The organism is Methylovorus mays, from assembly GCF_020531915.1.
GTDB lineage: Bacteria > Pseudomonadota > Gammaproteobacteria > Burkholderiales > Methylophilaceae > Methylovorus > Methylovorus mays.
Window position 1 is genome coordinate 79,926 of record NZ_JAJAVG010000007.1, and the last position, 17,937, is coordinate 97,862.

Consider the following 17,937-nt stretch of genomic DNA (forward strand, 5'->3'; position numbering starts at 1 on the left):
CGAGGATGGCAACGCTTTTGTGCGCTAGCTTTCCGCCTCTGGCGGCACTTGATAGGCGGTATATTTGGCATTGCTGCCACGCGCCAGGTCAGCCGGATATTTCTTCGCGTTAAGGTCTATCTTGGCGTTGGCGGCGGCAATCAGGTCTATGCCGCACACTTCGGCAATCCGCAGCAGGTAGACGAAAGTATCGGCCAGCTCATGACCAATTTCGGTTTTGCGGGCATCCTCCATGGTGGCGCTTTCTGCCGGAGTGTCCCACTGAAAATGTTCCACCACTTCCGCCGCTTCCACGATCATCGCCATCGCCAGGTTTTTGGGCGTGTGGAACTGCGCCCAGTCGCGCTCGGCGACGAAGGCATTTACCCGGGCGCGCAGTTCATCCAGACTGTCACTCATCGGCAGGCTTCTCCTTGCGGTTGCTGCCCGCCACCATGCGGATCTCAAACAAACGACATTCCAGCGGGCCGTTGAACAAGGGCGTGCGCTTGGAAGGCGCCAGTCGCATCAGCTTGGGCATGCGCAGATCGTTGGTCAAAAAGTAGGCATTCCAGCCGGCAAACTTGCGCTTGAGGGCTTCGCCCATCTTGGGGTAAAGCGCGGCCAGCTCTTCATCTTCGCCAATACGCACGCCGTAGGGCGGGTTGGCAACCAGCACGCCGGCTTCGGCGGGCGGCGGCACTTCGACCATATCGGCATGGCTCAACTGCACGGCTTCCAGCAACCCAGCTTCCTGCAGGTTTTGCTTACTGACGCGCACCGCGCGCAAATCCTGATCGCTGCCATAGATTTTCTGGAAAGTCGCAGGCTTGGCCTGGCTCTGCGCTTGCTGACGCAGGCTTTTCCATTTGTCCGCATCAAAATTCTTCAGCTTTTCAAAGCCGAAATGACGGCGGCTGCCGGGCGCAATGTGCAAGGCCATCATGGCGGCTTCGAGCAAAAAGGTGCCGCTGCCGCACATCGGGTCCAGCAGCGAGGTGCCCGGCTGCCAGCCGGACAGCTTGAGGATGCCCGCAGCGAGGTTTTCACGCAGCGGCGCTTCTATGCTGGCACGGCGCAAACCGCGCTGGTAAAGCGCATGGCCGGAAGTATCGAGGTAAAACTGGAAATGTTCGGCAGCCAGATAGGCGTGGATGCGGACATCCGGCTCTTTGGTATCGATATAGGGGCGGCTGCCCACGGCCTGGCGGAAACGGTCGCACACGGCATCCTTGATGCGCAGGGTGGCAAATTCCAGACTCTTCAGCGGGCATTTGACGCCAGTCACCTTGACCATGAAGTTGCGACCCACATCAAACCACTCGGGCCAGTTGAACTTGAGCGCGGCCTGATAAAGATCATCTTCGCTGGCATAGTTGCCACGCACCACTTCCAGCAGCACGCGCGTCGCCAGACGACTGTGCAGATTGACGCGGTAGCATACCGCCATGTCGCCGCCAAACGAGGCGCCGCCATCGGTCACCTGCACGGCGCGCGCGCCCTGTTGCTGCAGCTCTTCGGCCAGCAGCGCTTCCAGCCCGCGTGGGCAGGTGGCAAAAAATTGATGGGATTTCATTCCGCGGACTCTCTTTCCAGCAGCAAGCGATTGGGGGTATTCGGATTATGGTCGCGCAAGCGCTCAATGAAATCCATGAATTCGATCTTGTATTCGGCTTCCAGCGCACGGGCACGTTCGCGTAGCGAGCTCCAGCGCAGATCCTGCGGCGCACGCTTGAAGGCAAATACAATAATGTTGCCAGGACGACCAGTTGGCATGACCAGCACGCGCTGATGAAAACTTTGCTCGATGCGTTGCAGATAGACATCAAAGTTGCGGTCCGAGCCCCACAGATTGACCACCAGCATGCCATCCAGCGTGAGCGCTTCAAAGCAGTCATCAAAGAAAGACTGGGTGCAGAGGTCTTGCGGAATGCCGCGGCTGTCAAAGGCGTCGATCACCAGCACCTGCATGCTGTCGGCGTTTTCAGCAACATACACGGCGCCATCGGCCTGCACCACTTCAAAGCGGGCCTCGCCCGAAGGCAGGTATTCATCATGCGGCACAAAAAAGTGACTGCGCGCCACCTCGATGATACGCGGGTTGATTTCGATCACCTTGCAGGCAATCTGCGGCAGGTACTGGTATATATACTTGGGCACCGAGCCGCCACCGAGACCGATCATGACCAGATTGCGCACCTGCTTGTTGAACAGCAGAAACACCATCATGCCGCGCGTGTACTTCAGCTCAAGATCATAGGGCGCCTTAACTCGCATGGAGCTTTGCACGGTATCCGAGCCCAGATGCAGCGAGCGCACACCGTCAATCTCGCTCACATCCACACTGTCTTCATGCGTAATGGCCCGGTGTATGCTGCGTGCGATGTTGCGTCCCATCCTAAACATGGTCCACCTCCGCTACGGGTGTCTCCACGCCTTTGAATCGGGTGTCCAGTTCCATCATCAGCGTATCCACCTGACGAATTTCCAGCTTGACGCGCGTACCCGGTGCCAGCTCCGGCAGGCTGTGCACCTTGGTGATGTAAGGCAGATTATCCAGCCGCACCAGATTTTCGCGCCACACCGTGGCGCCGATTTCCTGGATGTTTTCCTGCACCAGATACTGCAGGCACCAGTAGCGCTCCATGCGCGTCTGGAATTCGTTATAGGCATTGTAGGTCTGGTCAAAATTGCGCATGGCCGAGGCCAGGAGATCGCTATTCGGTGGATACACCGGCGGCTCCGCGCGCAATACCGAGATCACCTGACGCTGGTTGATCAGATCCACCGCGCGGCGCAGAGGCGAGGTGCTCCAGGCATACTGCCCGACGCCCAGGCCCTGATGCGGCTCAGCCTGCGTGGTCATGTAGACCTTGCCGCCATTCTGGGCGCGGTAAATACCGGGAATGGCATGCTCTTTCAGCAGCAGACCCCACTGACTGTTGGCTTCTATCATCAGCTCGGCCACCAGCTTGTCCATGGGCGAACCGCGACGGCGCGCCACAATCTGCACCTTGCCATCGGTGACATAAAAGTTGTAATCGAGCTGTGGCGGACGCGTCGGGTCGTACTTGCCACGGGCTTTTTCCAGCGCTTCGGCCAGATTGAACAGGAACAGCAGGCGCGCCCAGTAGGGATGCCCGCTATCTTCCGCCAGCGTGGCTTCGTTGAAGTAAGGCTCCAGCGCATCATGGCGCAGGTTGTCCACAATACGCACACGTTCGACGCGACTCTCGCGATGCACAATGCTGAAATCTGCCGCCACATCCAGATACAGCGACAGCGCAGGCCGCTCATGGCCTGCATTCAGACTGAAGGGCTCAATGGCCTCTTCCGGCAGCATGGTGATCTTGTTGCCCGGCATGTATACCGTAGACAAACGGTGCAGCGCGACGGCATCCAGCGGTGAATCCGGCAGAATACCCAGCGCCGGGGCGGCAATATGAATGCCGACGCGGGTGAGGCCATTGCCCAGCGGGGTGACCGACAACGCATCGTCGATTTCGGTGGTGGTACTGTCATCAATACTGAAAGCTTCGACCTCGGCCAACGGCAGGTCGTCGACCGGTGGCAAGGCGGCCACCGCATCAAACCCCGTGCCTTTGGGGAAATATTCGCGCAGAAAAGCGCCCAGGTGGTAATCGTGTATGGAAGCAATGGCGCCGGCAGCGGCCAGCACTTGCACGTGCCCGGTATGGGTCTCGGCTGCCGCCTGCTCCAGCGCTTTCCATTCCATGGAGTTTTTGTCGGGATCGTAAAACAGCATATCCAGCTTGCTGCGGAACTCTTCGGGGAATTCACCCGCCTTGAGCTGCTCGGCAAACGTGGCAATTTTTTCGGCTTGCAGGCGTTTTTTCTCAATCGCTGCCAGTGCCGCATTCAAAGTATCGGCCGGCGCGGCCTTGTAATGGCCTTTGCCCTTGCGGTAAAAATACACAGGCGCGCTGTGCAGACGAATCGCCACTGCCGCCGATTGCACAGGCGTGGGTTTTTGTCCGTAGTAATCCTGCGCCAGCGCATCAAAGGCAAACTCATCCTCGCCGCAGCATTCCCACAAAAACGGGATATCCAGCTGCTCAGCCTCGGCATTGGCGGCTTCCATGAAACCGGACAGGGATTGCTCAAACTTCATGAGCACATTGGCGGATTTGATCTTGGAGCGTTTGCCGGTCAGGGCCTCGACCTGCAAGGATCCCGGATTCTCGGTCATGATGGCGGCAACCTTGAAGCCACCATCCTCTTCGTAAAATACATTCATGCGTGTTTGATTCTTTTTTCCGCCCTTGTGGGCATGTGGTTGACGTTTCCGGCGTTATCTCTGACACTTGAAGGCTATTAACCCTCTCAAGCCTATGGAAAACGCAGAACAATTGATTCGGGACGCCGGACAACGTCCCACGCCTTCACGTATTGCCGTACTCAATGTACTGGCGGGCGCTCAGCACGCCCTCACCCATCCGGAAATCCTGCAGGCCCTGGGCAGCGAGGCATCCTTTGACCGGGTCACGCTCTACCGCGTTCTGGACTGGCTACTGGAGCATGGTCTGGCGCACGCTATTATGGGGCATGACCGGGCTCGCCGCTTCCAGCACACGCAAAAAAATACGCTGCATCAGCATGCCCACTTCAAATGCACCTCGTGCGGCAAGGTGTTTTGCCTGGAAGGCGTGCATGCCAGACTGCCTGCGCAGATACCCGAGCATTTTACCGTCGATTCCATCGAACTCAACATTAAAGGCTGTTGCGCCGACTGCCAGCGCGCGCAGGCCTGAGTCTCAACCCCCTGCCACTCACCCGTGGCAGCCAGTCTCACCTTCCGCCCCCTCTGTTTAACACCGCATCGGTTTCATTAGCGGCAACACCACCCTCAAAAATGCAACTAGGTTGCATTTTTTAACACCAGGCATTAGCATGCACGGAAGCGCAACATTGTTGCAAACATATTCAGTCCCTGCTGACGCACATGCCACAAGACCTGACCCCACAACAGCTACTCGCCATGCCCGCCACCGACTACATGAACGGTGAGCAACTGGCGTACTTTGCTCATCTGCTGCAAAGCCTCAAGGCCGAAATCAGCGATAACGCCGCCCATACCGGTGAGCACCTGCGTGAAACCGAAGATGCCGCCGACCCGGCCGACCGGGCCACCCAGGAAGAAGTCCGCACGCTGGAGCTGCGTGCCCGGGATCGCGAGCGCAAATTGCTGAAAAAGGTCCATGCCGCCCTGCGCCGGATTGAAGACGGCAGCTATGGCTACTGCGAAGAAACCGGCGAAGCCATCGGCCTTGCACGCCTGCTGGCGCGCCCCACCGCCACGCTGTGCGTGGAAGCCCAGGAAAGACACGAGTGTCGCGAGCGCCAGTTCGGGCATTAACCGCCACCGACACCAGCCATATTCCCTAGCGAAAGATATCCCATGAAAAAACTCCCTGTGACCGTACTCTCCGGCTTTCTCGGTGCCGGCAAAACCACGCTGCTCAACCACATTCTCCATAATCGCGAAGGTCGCCGCGTGGCGGTGATCGTCAACGACATGTCCGAAGTCAACATTGATGCCCGTCTGGTGCGTGAAGGCGGCGCGGCACTATCGCGTGCCGAAGAAAAGCTGGTGGAGATGAGCAATGGCTGCATCTGCTGCACGTTGCGCGAAGACCTGCTGGTGGAAATCCGCCGTCTGGCCGCCGAAGGCCGTTTTGATTATCTGCTGATCGAATCCACGGGCATCTCGGAACCACTGCCGGTGGCCGAGACGTTTACCTTCCGCGATGAAAACGATGTCAGCCTGTCGGATGTGTCGCGTCTGGACACCATGGTCACTGTGGTCGATGGCTACCATTTCCTGCGCGACTACAGCTCGCGTGACTTTCTGGCAGATCGTGGCGAAACCATGGGCGAAGAAGACACGCGCACCGTGGTCGACCTGCTGGTCGAGCAGGTGGAATTCTGTGACGTGATCATCCTCAACAAAACCGATCTCATGACACCAGCCGAGATCGGCCAGCTGGAAGGCATCCTCAAGACACTGAACCCGCGTGCCGACATCGTGCACAGCAGTTTCGGCAAAGTGCCGCTGGACCGCGTATTGAATACTGGCCGCTTTGACTTCGAAGCCGCGCAGGATGCGCCGGGCTGGCTGAAGGAGCTGCGTGGCGAACATGTGCCAGAAACCGAAGAATACGGCATCCGCAGCTTTGTCTACCGGGCGCGCAAACCGTTTCATCCCGAGCGCCTGTGGGCATGGCTGGGGCAGGAATGGCCGGGCGTGGTCAGATCCAAAGGCCATTTCTGGCTGGCCAGCCGTCCTGATTTCTGCGCCAACTGGTCACAAGCGGGCGCGATTTCACGCAATGAACTGGCGGGTATGTGGTGGGCCGCCACCCCTTCTGACTATTGGCCGCAGGACGAAGAAGCCTTGTCCATGATCAAGAGCCGCTGGCTGGAACCCTGGGGCGACAGGCAACAGGAACTGGTACTGATAGGCATGAACATGGACGAAACCGCTATTCGTGCGGGGTTTGATGCCTGCCTGCTAAGCGATGAAGAAATGGTCAGCGGGGTATCCGGCTGGCGCAAACTGCCCGACCCCTTCCCGGCGTGGCATGCGGCGCATGAAGAAGAACAAGACGCGGCATGAGCGGTTTTCCCAGCCGGAGATTCTGCGGCTACAATAGAACTTGAGCGATGTGGCCGGGTCAGGCAAGAGTCTGGCCTGGTGCAATCTCCGGCAACGACACATCACCAACCCTTTTAAACTCTGCCTTTTGGCCCCAAGCAACAGGTTATCCATGAGCCACGACCCCCGCATTCCCGTCACCCTGCTCACCGGCTTTCTCGGTAGCGGCAAAACCACGCTATTGAACAAACTGCTCAACAACCCCGGCATGAAAGATACGGCCGTGGTGATCAATGAGCTGGGTGAGGCCGGGCTGGATCATATATTGGCGCGCACCGTGGAAAGCGAGCATGTCGCCGACAATACCGTGCTGCTGAGCTCAGGCTGCCTGTGCTGCACGTTGACCAATGAGCTGGCGGATACGCTGCGCGATCTGTTCTTCAAGCGCGCGCTATCCGCCATTCCCGAATTCAAGCGCCTGGTGATCGAAACCACCGGCATGGCCGACCCCGGCCCCATTCTCGCCAACCTGATGAACGAGCCGGTGATCAGCTCGACCTACCGGCTGGATGCGGTGGTGGTCACCATCGACAGTCAATATGGCATTCAGCAGATCGAAAAGCATGGCGAAGCACGCAAGCAGGCCGCCGTGGCCGATGTGCTGCTACTGACCAAGTCTGACCTGGCCACAACGCAACAGCAGGAAGCGCTGGCGGCGACCCTCACTGAGCTCAACCCCGGTGCCACGCAACACATGATCCGCCATGGCGAGATTGAGCCCGAACACCTGATTGATGTCGGCCTGTTCAGTCAGGATGGCAAGCAGGCACAACCGCAACGCTGGTTGCGCGCCCCCACGCGCTCCAAGGCAGGTCGCGGCATGTTGCCCAAGGCCGTGCATGATGACGAGATTGTCAGCTTCACCGTCACCCTGCCCAAGCCGCTGACCTGGGATCAACTGGAACCCGTGCTGAAATGGCTGTGCGCGACGTTTGGCGAGCAATTGCTGCGGCTCAAGGGCATTATCCACGCCGAAGACCAGCCTGCGCCGATTGCCGTGCATGCCGTGCAACATACGCTCTATCCGCCGACCCTGCTGGAAGGCTGGGATGAAGACGAGCCGCTGACACGCATCGTCTTCATTGGCAAAGGCGTCGACGAGTTGCGCGTGCGCGATGCGCTGATGCAGCTCTAGGAGCGCTGCGCGGAAAATATGGTTGCCTGGGCGTTGATTTCGTCCGGGCTGGTTCAGGCATAGCCAGACCGCCAGAAACACATGCCTGAAAAGTCGCGATTTTGCCCCCGGCAGCCCCCAGAAAATGCATGCGCCAATATGACATTTTTATGAACGTTCGGCCGCCAAGCCGCTCCAATCCGCATATTCGATTCCACACGGACAAAGCTTTACTGCTCAAAGGCTTGTCACGTCACGAAAACGTGCTATATTCCGCTCCTTTCGCCATTTCGGGCAGCCTTCGGAGGCCTATATGAAGTTCAGATTTCCTGTCGTCATCATTGATGAAGACTTTCGCTCGGAGAACTCCTCCGGTCTCGGCATACGCGTGCTGGCCAAAGCCATCGAAGAAGAAGGCTTTGAAGTACTGGGCGTGACCAGTTACGGTGACCTGACCTCCTTTGCGCAACAGCAAAGTCGCGCCTCGGCCTTCATCCTGTCGATTGACGATGAAGAATTTGTCGAAGAGAAACCCGAAGCGCTGGATAACCTGCGCAAATTCGTCGACGAAATTCGCTACCGCAATGAGGAAATCCCGATTTTCCTGCATGGCGAAACCCGCACCAGCCGCCATATCCCGAATGAGATCCTGCGCGAACTGAACGGCTTCATCCACATGTTTGAAGATACGCCGGAGTTCGTGGCCCGCTACATCGTACGTGAAGCCCGCACATATCTGGACAGCCTGCCACCGCCATTCTTCCGCGCGCTGACCCACTACGCAGCCGATGGCTCCTACTCCTGGCACTGCCCCGGCCACTCCGGTGGCGTGGCCTTCCTGAAATCCCCTGTCGGCCAGATGTTCCACCAGTTTTTTGGTGAAAACATGCTGCGCGCCGACGTCTGCAACGCCGTGGACGAACTGGGCCAACTGCTGGACCATACCGGCCCCGTTGCTGCGTCCGAGCGCAATGCGGCCCGCATTTTCAACTGCGACCATTTGTATTTCGTAACCAATGGCACCTCGACCTCGAACAAGATCGTGTGGAACTCCACTGTCGCCCCCGGCGATATCGTGGTAGTAGACCGTAACTGCCACAAGTCGGTGTTGCACTCCATCATCATGACCGGCGCCGTGCCGGTGTTCCTGATGCCAACGCGCAATCACTTCGGCATTATCGGGCCGATTCCCAAAGAAGAATTCGCCTGGGAAAACATCCAGAAGAAGATTGAAGCCAACCCGTTTGCCACGGACAAGAATGCCAAGCCACGGGTGCTGACAATTACGCAATCCACTTACGACGGCGTGCTGTACAACGTGGAAGAAATCAAGGAAATGCTGGATGGCAAGATCGACACCCTGCATTTTGATGAAGCCTGGCTGCCACACGCCACTTTCCATGACTTTTACGGTGACTATCACGCCATCGGTGCGGATCGCCCGCGCTGCAAGGACTCCATGGTGTTTTCCACCCAGTCCACGCACAAGCTGCTGGCGGGTCTGAGCCAGGCCTCGCAGATTCTGGTGCAGGATGCAGAAGACAATCGCCTGGACCGCGATGTATTTAATGAAGCCTATCTGATGCACACCTCAACCAGCCCGCAATATTCGATTATTGCCAGCTGCGATGTGGCAGCCGCCATGATGGAAGCCCCGGGTGGTAAAGCCCTGGTGGAAGAGTCCATCATGGAAGCCCTGGATTTCCGCCGTGCCATGCGCAAGGTAGACGAAGAATGGGGCAGCGACTGGTGGTTCAAGGTCTGGGGCCCGGACGATTTGTCCGAAGAAGGGATTGAAGAGCGCGAAGCCTGGATGCTGAAAGCTGGCGAACGCTGGCACGGTTTCGGCAATCTGGCCGAAGGCTTCAACATGCTGGATCCGATCAAGGCCACCATCATCACGCCTGGCCTGGATGTGGATGGCTCGTTCTCGGACGAGTTCGGCATCCCCGCCGCCATCGTCACCAAGTACCTGGCCGAGCACGGCGTTATCGTGGAAAAGACGGGGCTTTATTCGTTCTTCATCATGTTCACCATCGGCATTACCAAGGGCCGCTGGAACACCATGGTCGCCGCCTTGCAGCAGTTCAAGGATGATTACGACAAGAACCAGCCGCTGTGGAAGGTGCTACCGGAGTTTGTTGCCAAGCAGCCACGCTATGAGCGTATTGGCCTCAAGGATTTGTGCACGCAGATTCACGAGGTGTATCGCGCCAACGATGTGGCACGCCTGACCACCGAAATGTATCTGTCCAACATGATTCCGGCCATGAAGCCGACCGATGCCTTTGCCCGCATGGCGCACCGCAAGATTGATCGCGTGCAGATCGACGAACTGGAAGGACGCATCACCGCTGTGCTGTTGACGCCTTATCCACCAGGCATTCCGCTGCTGATTCCCGGTGAGCAATTCAACGCGATTATCGTGAATTACCTGCGCTTTGCCCGCGATTTCAATGAGCGCTTCCCTGGCTTTGAAACCGATGTACATGGCCTGGTAAAGCAAGTAGTGGATGGCAAGGCTTCTTACTACGTGGATTGCGTGGCTGCCTGAGTCACGCCTTGCGCTGACCTGACCGGTCAGCGCAACTGCTGGGCAGATCAGGACAAACTCTCGTTGCTGGCAGAAACTTCCGCTTGCAATGCCTGTGCGATTCTATTCACCACGCCAACCCAGTCACCGCGAACTGACTGGCGAAAGAGGCGCAGACTAGGGTACCAGGGGCTATCCTCTCTCACTGTCATCCATCGCCAGTCAGCCATGTAATGCGGTAGCATCACCCAGCACGGCTTCCCTAGCGCCCCTGCCAGATGGGCCGCCGCCGTATCTACCGAAATGACCAGATCCAACCCTGCGATCACCGCGGCCATATCAGCAAAATCTACCATTTCATCAGGCAAATCGATCAATTCGATCATGTCGGCAGCCTGCTGGCTCGCTGGTTCTTGCTGCAGGCGAATGAAATGGACATCGCGAAGTTTACTCAAAGGCATGAGGCAAGCCAGGCCAGGCAGCGACCGATCCGAGTCATTCTCAAACTTGTGATTGCCCTGCCACACCAACCCCACCTTCATGTGATTGACTGGCAATATCTCCCGCCATTGCTGAACAAAGTCTGAGGAGACTGTCAGGTAAGGGACATCTGCCGGAATATTGTCAACACGCGTCCCCAGCAACCCTGGCAGGCTCAATAGCGGACACCAGAAATCACATTGAACCTGGCCTGGATTCATCCATGCCTGCTCAAAAACATCCTGCATGGCAAACAGCCGCTGTAACGCTGGCGGGCACACCACATGCAGGCGCACCGACCATTGTTGCTGCAACAGAATGGCATAGCGACAAAAGTGGATGGCATCGCCATGGCCGCCTTCGCAGATGAGGAGCAGGGTTTTGCCACTCAGTGACTCGCCTTGCCAGCGCGGCGCAGTCACCAACCCGGCATGCGGCGTCAAGCCGCGCGCTTCCAGGCACTCCCATCCTTCATCAAACCGCCCTTGCCGTAACAAAAGATAACTGAGGTTGAAACGGGCCTTGCGATAATCCGGCGCCAGCATCAGCGCATGCCGATGGCAACGTTCGGCCTCCTGATCTCGCTGAAGCGCAGTGTAAAGTATGCCCAGGTTGCTCCATGGTGAAGCCTGGTCGGGATGATGATGGATGGCCTGGCGATAGATGGATTCAGCTTCGTCAAACCGGCTCTGGCTTTGTAACAGCACACCAAGATTAAGGGCAGCATTGAGTAGCGCAGGAGCGAGCTCAAAAGACTGCCGATACGCGGCCTCTGCAGCCTCAACCTGGCCAAGCTGCTCAAGCACATAACCCAGATTGCAATGCGCCTCGGCATATTCAGGGGCGCTACCCAAGGCCTCTCGCAAAGCCCGCTCCGCCTCATCCCATTGCTGGATACGCATATAAGCGAGCGCTTGCGCAAACCACGCGGCAGGCTCAAGTGTTGAATGGATACTGGAAGTATGCTCGCCGACTTTCGTCATAGACTTCAGCCCCCTCCTTCATGGTGATCAGTGATTAGTTTTCCACTTTGCGATCGTACGTCAGATAGCGGAATGCCAGGCCTTTTTCACTTACATGACGCTCTTCAGCCACCAGCTGCCATTGGCCGACATCAATCTGGGGGAAAAAAGCGTCCCCATCAAACCGGGCATCAATCTCGGTAATATAGAGCCGATCAGCCTGGGCAAGACCTTCACGATAAAGCTCGGCGCCTCCAATGAGAAACACTTCCTCATCGCCTGCTGATTGCGTCAAGGCATCCGGCAATGAGCCGCAAACTAACGCGCCTTCCACCCGATATTGCGGGTTGCGCGTCACAATCACGGTGGTGCGGCCTGGTAAAAGGCGATTCAGCGACTCATAGGTTTTTCGGCCCATGATGATATGATGGCCCATGGTCAAGGCGCGAAAGCGCTTGAGATCTTCGGGCAAATGCCAAGGCAAGGTATTATTCACCCCGATGACGCCATCATGCGCGATGGCTACGATAAGAGATAGTTTAGGCATGTCAGTATTATAACGGCGCATGCTCGCTGGAAATTGAATTGCTGATGATAAATCGACGCATCACTGGCCTCCCACCATGCACATCACCCGTTTGAATATGGAAGCCTTGCCGAACATGAAGAGTGCCCCAGACATGGAGATTAACTAGTTGCGCATCGCCTATCCCAGATCATTCCTGAAACTGCTGTTGTTTGGCTTTGCCCTGACCATGTTGCCCTTGTTGTTTGCCTTCGGCAATGCGGCCGTTTACCTGGACAGACTCGCCGACAAAAGTCGTACGACCGTCGCGCAATCCGTACAGGCCACCCGCGCCAGCCGGGCGATTGCGGAGCAACTCATGCTGATGGAGCGCAGTGCCCGTCAATATTTTGTGCTGCATGACGTGCAGTTACTAGTGAACTTCACCCGCGCGCACGAGCAATTTGCCGATGCCATTGATGAGCTGAGCGGGCTCAGCATTACGGCCAGTCAGGCAGAGGCGCTGAAAGCCATCAACCAGCAGGAGGACAAGCTGTACGACACCGTGGTGCAATTGCAACCCACCCCCGAAACCGCCAAGGCCGCGATTGCCGAATTCCTGGATTTATCTGACCAGGCGCAGAATATCCTGCGTGAAAACAATCGCCTGATTGACCGTGAGTCAGCGATCCTGGCGCGCACCGCCGAACAAACGCAGGAAATGCTGATCAGTCAGACCATGACGCTGATTCCCGTCGCCCTGCTGGTCGCGGCGGTCATCACGTTTTTGGTGGCCCAGCCGATCAAGCGCATGGATGCCGCCATTCGTCGGCTGGGCGAAGGCAAATACGACGAACCCATCAGCATCGATGGTCCCGGCGACCTGCATAACCTGGGCATACGCCTGGACTGGCTGCGGGCCCAGCTGGATGAGCTCAACCAGCAAAAGCAACGCTTTTTGCGCCATGTATCGCATGAGTTGAAAACGCCGTTGACGGCGATACGCGAAGGCAGCGAACTGCTGAGCGATGAAATCGGCGGCGCTTTGAGTCCGCAACAGAAAGAGATCGCGAATATCCTGCGAGAAAGCAGCATGCGTCTGCAAAAAATGATAGAAAACCTGCTGAATTACTCCGCGGTGCAATACCAGAAACCGCAACTGCAATTAAGCGGATTTGACTTCCCTTCCCTGCTGGAAAATGTACTGAATGCCTACGCCCTGACCATGAGCAGCAAGCAGATCACCATCGAGCGGGACTGCGAAACCGTGCACCTCAAAGCAGATGCAGAAAAGGTCGCCACCATCGTCGATAACCTGATTTCCAATGCCATCAAATACACGCCAAAATCCGGCACCATCCGCTTGCGTACCCGGCAAACTGATGACAGTCTGGTATTTGAAGTCCATGATGGGGGCCCCGGCGTCATGGCGGCGGACAAGGCAAAACTGTTTGATCCTTTTTACAAAGGGAACGGTGTGTATGAAAGTCTGGTCAGTGGAAGCGGGCTAGGCTTGTCGATTGCCAAAGAGTATGTAGATGCGCACGGCGGTGACATCATGCTGCTGCCTTCGGAACATGGTGCTCATTTCCGGGTGCGCCTGCCACTGCATCCGGCCAGCAATACCGCCTAGCCTCCCAAGCCTTGCCCTTATTGCCGTCCTTCATGGCATGTCAGCAGTATGTCTTGCTGCCGTTATCGGCACAGGCATATCGGCATTAATACGAATTTTTAGGAGAATATTCCATGAAGACTACAGCCCCCTATCCGGGCCTGACCCGATTAGCAGTGCCGCTATTCGTAGCGCTGCTGTTAAATGCCTGTGCCCCCGTTTCCACAAAACCACAGGCCACGGTAGCCGAGTCTGCGCAGACGCGCCACGAACATACCAGCAAAACCGAGGTCAAACCCGAAACTCCGTTAGTCAGTAATAATGCCCTGCTGGATTACGCGCAGTATTTCACCGACTTGCCAGCCGACACACAAAAAAAGGAAGTCGCCATCCTGAGCACTGTCAATGGCAAGGAAAAACTGCCTCTGCTTACGCGCAGCAAGCTGGCGATTGCCTATGCCCTGCCTTCCAGCAAAACACGTGATTCGCAGAAGGCCCAAATCTTGCTGGATGAACTACTGACAGAGAAAACGCTGTCTGCCGATGAAAAGAACCTGTTTGGCCTGTTACGCGACTTTGTCGGCGAAAACATCCGATTGGTGAGCCGCTTGCGCGATGAGCAAAAGCGCACGGAGACGGCACAGACCGGCATGATGAATCTGCAGAAAAAACTGGATGACCTCAAGGATATTGAAAAAACCATGATAGATCGTGACCAAGGACCCAAGAAATGAGTGTTATGGCTTTATCGCCCGTCACTGGCCGCAAGATTCTGGCCGTAGACGACGATCCCGACATTCTTAAACTGCTGGAAATGCGGCTGGTGGCCGCTGGCTACCAGGTTGTCACCGCTGCCAATGGTGAAGAAGCGTTGGCACATATCGGGGTGAGTCGCCCCGCACTGGTGATCAGCGATTTGCGCATGCCACGCATGGATGGTCTGGCGTTATTTGATGCCATTCATCAGGCCGACCCCGCTCTGCCCGTCATCCTGCTGACCGCCCATGGCTCGATTCCGGAAGCGGTGGATGCCACCCGGCGCGGCGTGTTTGGCTTTTTGACCAAGCCTTTTGACAGCAAATCCTTGTTGCAACAGGTAGAAGCTGCACTGCGGCTGACCGCAGGCGCCCATGTGGCCGCCGATAGCACCGAGGATCAAAGCTGGCGCGAAGCCATCATCACGCGCAGCCCGCATATGGAAAACCTGCTGAGTCAGGCCAAATTGATGGCGATGTCGGACGCCAGCGTGTTTATTCAAGGCGACAGTGGTACCGGCAAGGAACTGCTGGCGCGTGCCATCCATAAGGCCAGCCCACGTAGCCGTCGTCCCTTCGTGGCCATCAACTGTGGCGCGATCCCGGAGGCCTTGCTTGAGTCCGAACTTTTTGGGCATACCAAGGGAGCGTTTACTGGCGCCGTCAGGGATAACAAAGGCCTGTTCCAGAGTGCGGAAGGCGGCACGATTTTCCTCGATGAAATCGGCGACATGCCCATGCCCTTGCAAGTCAAGCTGCTACGGGCATTACAAGAGCGCGTGATACGGCCTGTGGGTTCCAACACCTCGATTGCGGTGGATGTACGGATTATTTCAGCCACACATAAAAACCTGGCCGAAGAAATGAAAGCCGGACGCTTCCGTGAGGACTTGTACTACCGCATCAACGTGGTATCGCTGGATATTCCATCGCTGGCTGGCCGGCGCGAAGACATTCCCCTCCTGGCCAATAACTTCCTCAATGCCTTGAGTACCAAATACGGCAAGAATCTCAATGGCTTTTCACCCGACGCCATGGAGCTGCTGATTGCAGCGCCCTGGCCGGGCAATGTACGCCAACTGCAAAACATCGTCGAACAGACGGTGGTGCTATCGACCACCCCGCTGGTATCCACCTCTCTGGTACAAAAAGCCTTGCAGGACGATATCGGCGGCATTGTGCCGTTTGAGATTGCACGCAAGAATTTTGAGCGGGATTATCTGATCAAGCTGCTCAAGGCCACCAATGGCGGCGTCACGCAAGCTGCCAGGCTGGCCCAACGCAACCGCACCGAGTTCTACAAGCTGCTACAACGCCATCAATTAACCCCGGCGTTGTTCAAAGACGACACCAGCGGCCAAGCTGCCTAGTTTTCGCGACATACATTCTCATTTCAATTCAATACGTTACAAAATACCTCTTGTGGAGCGTCGCTATTCAGCGACGATTCCACGGGGTGTTCAAAATCCGGAATTTCAATTAATAAATTGATTTAAAACAATATTTTCATGTTGGCACGCTACTTGCCATATCTCTTGTGAGTAATGTAAGCAAACCAACATGAAAAACCAGCCATATACATTCAATTTGAAAACCACAGCCCTGATGCTGACTCTGGCGCTGTGCGCCTATAGCGCATCGGGGGTGGCAGCGAACGCTGATCGCCCAGTGGTGCAGCCTTTTGCCAGCGCTTTCAGCAAACTGGACAGTGATCAGGATCATCGCCTTAACCACGATGAGGCCGTTCAAGATCAGGATCTCGCACAACACTTCGAAAATGCCGATATCGATCGCAATGGCAGTCTGAGCGAGCAGGAGTTTGAACAATTCAAGCAGGCTGCCCAGCAATCGCGGATGGAAGCATTTCTGGACGATACCGAAGTCACCGAAAAGATTCGCGATGAACTGGTGCACGACAGCCACACCAAATCCCTCAACATCAGCGTTGAGACCTACAAGGGCGAAGTGATACTGAGCGGTTTTGTCGATACGGATCAGCAAGCGCATCGTGCGGTGGAAATTGCATCCTCCGTACAGGGTGTGCAAATGGTTAAAAACAGTTTGGTTGTTAAGGGGTAAATCACATGCTTAAGATCAAGATGAATACGAAAATCACCCACGCCTGCGCAGCCTTTGCGCTGGTTTGTGCCTTCAGCACCTCGGCCCAGGCCGATGGCTTCATGGAGGTGAATGGCCCCTCGATTCTCGGTGGCGCACTGGGCGGCGGTGCCGGGGCCATAGTCGGCTCCTCCATCGGCGGCCGCGATGGCGCGATCATAGGTGGTGCCATTGGCGCAGCCGCTGGGGTGGCGATTGCGTCCCAGACGCCGCGCTACCACGCAGAGCCTCGCTATCGCCCCGCGCCACGTGTGTACTACCAACCTGCACCGCGCGTCTACTATCAGCCAGCCCCACGTGGCTATATGGTCTACGAGCGCGACTGGCGCGGCCCACGCCATCATGATCATGGGCACGACAGGCATTACCGTTATGGACATCAAGGTTACGGATATTAAGGGAGGGCACTACCATGAAAAATCCTAATCCACGCAAGACGCATCCACTGGTACTGGTTGCCGCCGTTGCACTGACCATTTTCAGCCTGCTGGGTAGCGCGGCGATTACCGGTCTGATTCCAGTGCATTCCGAAAAACAGGATGCGGCGCAAAGCCTGACTGATGGCCGTCACCGTGACGCCGCCATTGCCAAGCCCCAGGCCGCTGCTGCGCCGGTTCCCGATCAGCATTCTTCAGCTTGCAGCAGCTGCGGCACGATTATTTCGATACGTACGGTTGAGGGTGAAGCCATAGCCCCTGCATTGCAAAAACCCGCATTGCAGGCACCCGATCGCGAGAACGAGAAACTGACCGCATACATCATCCAGGTGCGCATGGTGGATGGCGCCACCCATACCATTACGCAATATGACCGTCCACGCATCGCTGTTGGCGAGCAAGTCCGCCTGAGCATAGGGCGCCAGCTTAACGCTTAACGTTTCCCCGTGGCGGGCCTCTAATCCCCGAGGAGGTCCGCCTTTTTTCTTCCCCCGCTGCCCGGAAACGGGCAATAAAAAACGCCCTCACGGGCGTTTTTTATTTTTGACAGCTCCTGCCTGGCCTGTATTCATCCTCATTCATCGCCCCTTGCTCTGCCGCGCATCTACGGCGACTCAATCCTCAATCACCCGCAAAAAAAATGATGGCTTGCTGGTAGAATTCGTAGCGGCATCAGCGAAACTTCATTGCCATTAAAAAAATAACCAGTCGGCCACCGACTTGATAAGGAAGAATCTTGCTTACCCCCCTCTTTCACTCTGCAGCC

At 56.7% G+C, this 17,937-nt stretch carries 17 protein-coding genes; 11 read left to right on the forward strand and 6 right to left on the reverse strand.

Going from position 1 to position 17,937, the window contains the following annotated elements; genetic code table 11:
* Positions 1 to 24 precede the first annotated feature (24 nt).
* The 4 genes from LG203_RS09050 to LG203_RS09065 are packed head-to-tail and all read right to left on the reverse strand — an operon-like array spanning position 25 to position 4,237.
* On the reverse strand, positions 25 to 399 hold the full coding sequence (locus LG203_RS09050) for a nucleotide pyrophosphohydrolase (RefSeq protein ID WP_230345473.1): 375 nt from the start codon (positions 397 to 399) through the stop codon (positions 25 to 27).
* Positions 392 to 1,555: a THUMP domain-containing class I SAM-dependent RNA methyltransferase gene (locus tag LG203_RS09055; RefSeq protein ID WP_015829693.1), complete on the reverse strand. Its 1,164-nt coding sequence runs from the start codon at positions 1,553 to 1,555 to the stop codon at positions 392 to 394. The genes LG203_RS09050 and LG203_RS09055 overlap by 8 nt, the downstream gene beginning before the upstream one ends.
* Positions 1,552 to 2,385, reverse strand: a complete 834-nt coding sequence (locus LG203_RS09060; RefSeq protein ID WP_230345474.1) for a polyamine aminopropyltransferase — start codon at positions 2,383 to 2,385, stop codon at positions 1,552 to 1,554. Before LG203_RS09060 ends, LG203_RS09055 begins: the two co-directional genes overlap by 4 nt.
* Positions 2,378 to 4,237 carry a ribonuclease catalytic domain-containing protein gene (locus tag LG203_RS09065; RefSeq protein ID WP_230345475.1) on the reverse strand — a complete coding sequence of 620 codons (1,860 nt, stop codon included), beginning with the start codon at positions 4,235 to 4,237 and terminating at the stop codon, positions 2,378 to 2,380. Before LG203_RS09065 ends, LG203_RS09060 begins: the two co-directional genes overlap by 8 nt.
* A gap of 67 nt (positions 4,238 to 4,304) precedes the next feature.
* On the opposite strand from LG203_RS09065, the gene LG203_RS09070 reads away from it, so the two are divergent.
* The 5 genes from LG203_RS09070 to LG203_RS09090 all read left to right on the forward strand — a co-directional run bounded on the left by LG203_RS09070 (position 4,305) and on the right by LG203_RS09090 (position 10,323).
* Positions 4,305 to 4,751 carry a Fur family transcriptional regulator gene (locus LG203_RS09070; protein WP_230345476.1) on the forward strand — a complete coding sequence of 149 codons (447 nt, stop codon included), beginning with the start codon at positions 4,305 to 4,307 and terminating at the stop codon, positions 4,749 to 4,751.
* A 191-nt stretch (positions 4,752 to 4,942) separates the two neighbouring features.
* A complete protein-coding gene (gene dksA / locus LG203_RS09075; RefSeq protein ID WP_230345477.1) occupies positions 4,943 to 5,356 on the forward strand; it encodes an RNA polymerase-binding protein DksA in 414 nt (137 codons plus the stop codon).
* Positions 5,357 to 5,398: 42 nt separating this feature from the next.
* Positions 5,399 to 6,616, forward strand: a complete 1,218-nt coding sequence (gene zigA / locus LG203_RS09080; RefSeq protein ID WP_230345478.1) for a zinc metallochaperone GTPase ZigA — start codon at positions 5,399 to 5,401, stop codon at positions 6,614 to 6,616.
* 151 nt (positions 6,617 to 6,767) lie between these two features.
* The gene (locus tag LG203_RS09085) at positions 6,768 to 7,790 is read left to right on the forward strand and encodes a CobW family GTP-binding protein (RefSeq protein ID WP_230345479.1); all 1,023 of its coding nucleotides are present in this window, start codon (positions 6,768 to 6,770) and stop codon (positions 7,788 to 7,790) included.
* A 292-nt stretch (positions 7,791 to 8,082) separates the two neighbouring features.
* Positions 8,083 to 10,323: an arginine/lysine/ornithine decarboxylase gene (locus LG203_RS09090; protein WP_230345480.1), complete on the forward strand. Its 2,241-nt coding sequence runs from the start codon at positions 8,083 to 8,085 to the stop codon at positions 10,321 to 10,323.
* Between the two features lie 47 nt (positions 10,324 to 10,370).
* Here the strand turns inward: LG203_RS09090 and LG203_RS09095 are convergent, their stop codons facing one another.
* A complete protein-coding gene (locus LG203_RS09095; protein WP_230345481.1) occupies positions 10,371 to 11,765 on the reverse strand; it encodes a tetratricopeptide repeat protein in 1,395 nt (464 codons plus the stop codon).
* A 34-nt stretch (positions 11,766 to 11,799) separates the two neighbouring features.
* Positions 11,800 to 12,291 (reverse strand): dihydrofolate reductase, encoded by a 492-nt coding sequence (locus tag LG203_RS09100; RefSeq protein WP_230345482.1) that lies wholly within the window; start codon positions 12,289 to 12,291, stop codon positions 11,800 to 11,802.
* Positions 12,292 to 12,439: 148 nt separating this feature from the next.
* Here LG203_RS09100 and LG203_RS09105 point away from each other — a divergent pair, with 148 nt between their 5' ends.
* The 6 genes from LG203_RS09105 to LG203_RS09130 all read left to right on the forward strand — a co-directional run bounded on the left by LG203_RS09105 (position 12,440) and on the right by LG203_RS09130 (position 17,608).
* On the forward strand, positions 12,440 to 13,882 hold the full coding sequence (locus tag LG203_RS09105; RefSeq protein WP_230345483.1) for a sensor histidine kinase: 1,443 nt from the start codon (positions 12,440 to 12,442) through the stop codon (positions 13,880 to 13,882).
* A 113-nt stretch (positions 13,883 to 13,995) separates the two neighbouring features.
* Positions 13,996 to 14,595: a hypothetical protein gene (locus tag LG203_RS09110; RefSeq protein ID WP_230345484.1), complete on the forward strand. Its 600-nt coding sequence runs from the start codon at positions 13,996 to 13,998 to the stop codon at positions 14,593 to 14,595.
* Positions 14,592 to 15,986 (forward strand): sigma 54-interacting transcriptional regulator, encoded by a 1,395-nt coding sequence (locus LG203_RS09115; RefSeq protein WP_230345485.1) that lies wholly within the window; start codon positions 14,592 to 14,594, stop codon positions 15,984 to 15,986. The genes LG203_RS09110 and LG203_RS09115 overlap by 4 nt, the downstream gene beginning before the upstream one ends.
* A gap of 190 nt (positions 15,987 to 16,176) precedes the next feature.
* The gene (locus LG203_RS09120; RefSeq protein WP_230345486.1) at positions 16,177 to 16,695 is read left to right on the forward strand and encodes a BON domain-containing protein; all 519 of its coding nucleotides are present in this window, start codon (positions 16,177 to 16,179) and stop codon (positions 16,693 to 16,695) included.
* A 5-nt stretch (positions 16,696 to 16,700) separates the two neighbouring features.
* The gene (locus LG203_RS09125) at positions 16,701 to 17,132 is read left to right on the forward strand and encodes a glycine zipper domain-containing protein (RefSeq protein ID WP_230345487.1); all 432 of its coding nucleotides are present in this window, start codon (positions 16,701 to 16,703) and stop codon (positions 17,130 to 17,132) included.
* 14 nt (positions 17,133 to 17,146) lie between these two features.
* Positions 17,147 to 17,608 (forward strand): hypothetical protein, encoded by a 462-nt coding sequence (locus LG203_RS09130; protein WP_230345488.1) that lies wholly within the window; start codon positions 17,147 to 17,149, stop codon positions 17,606 to 17,608.
* The last annotated feature ends 329 nt before the right edge of the window (positions 17,609 to 17,937 follow it).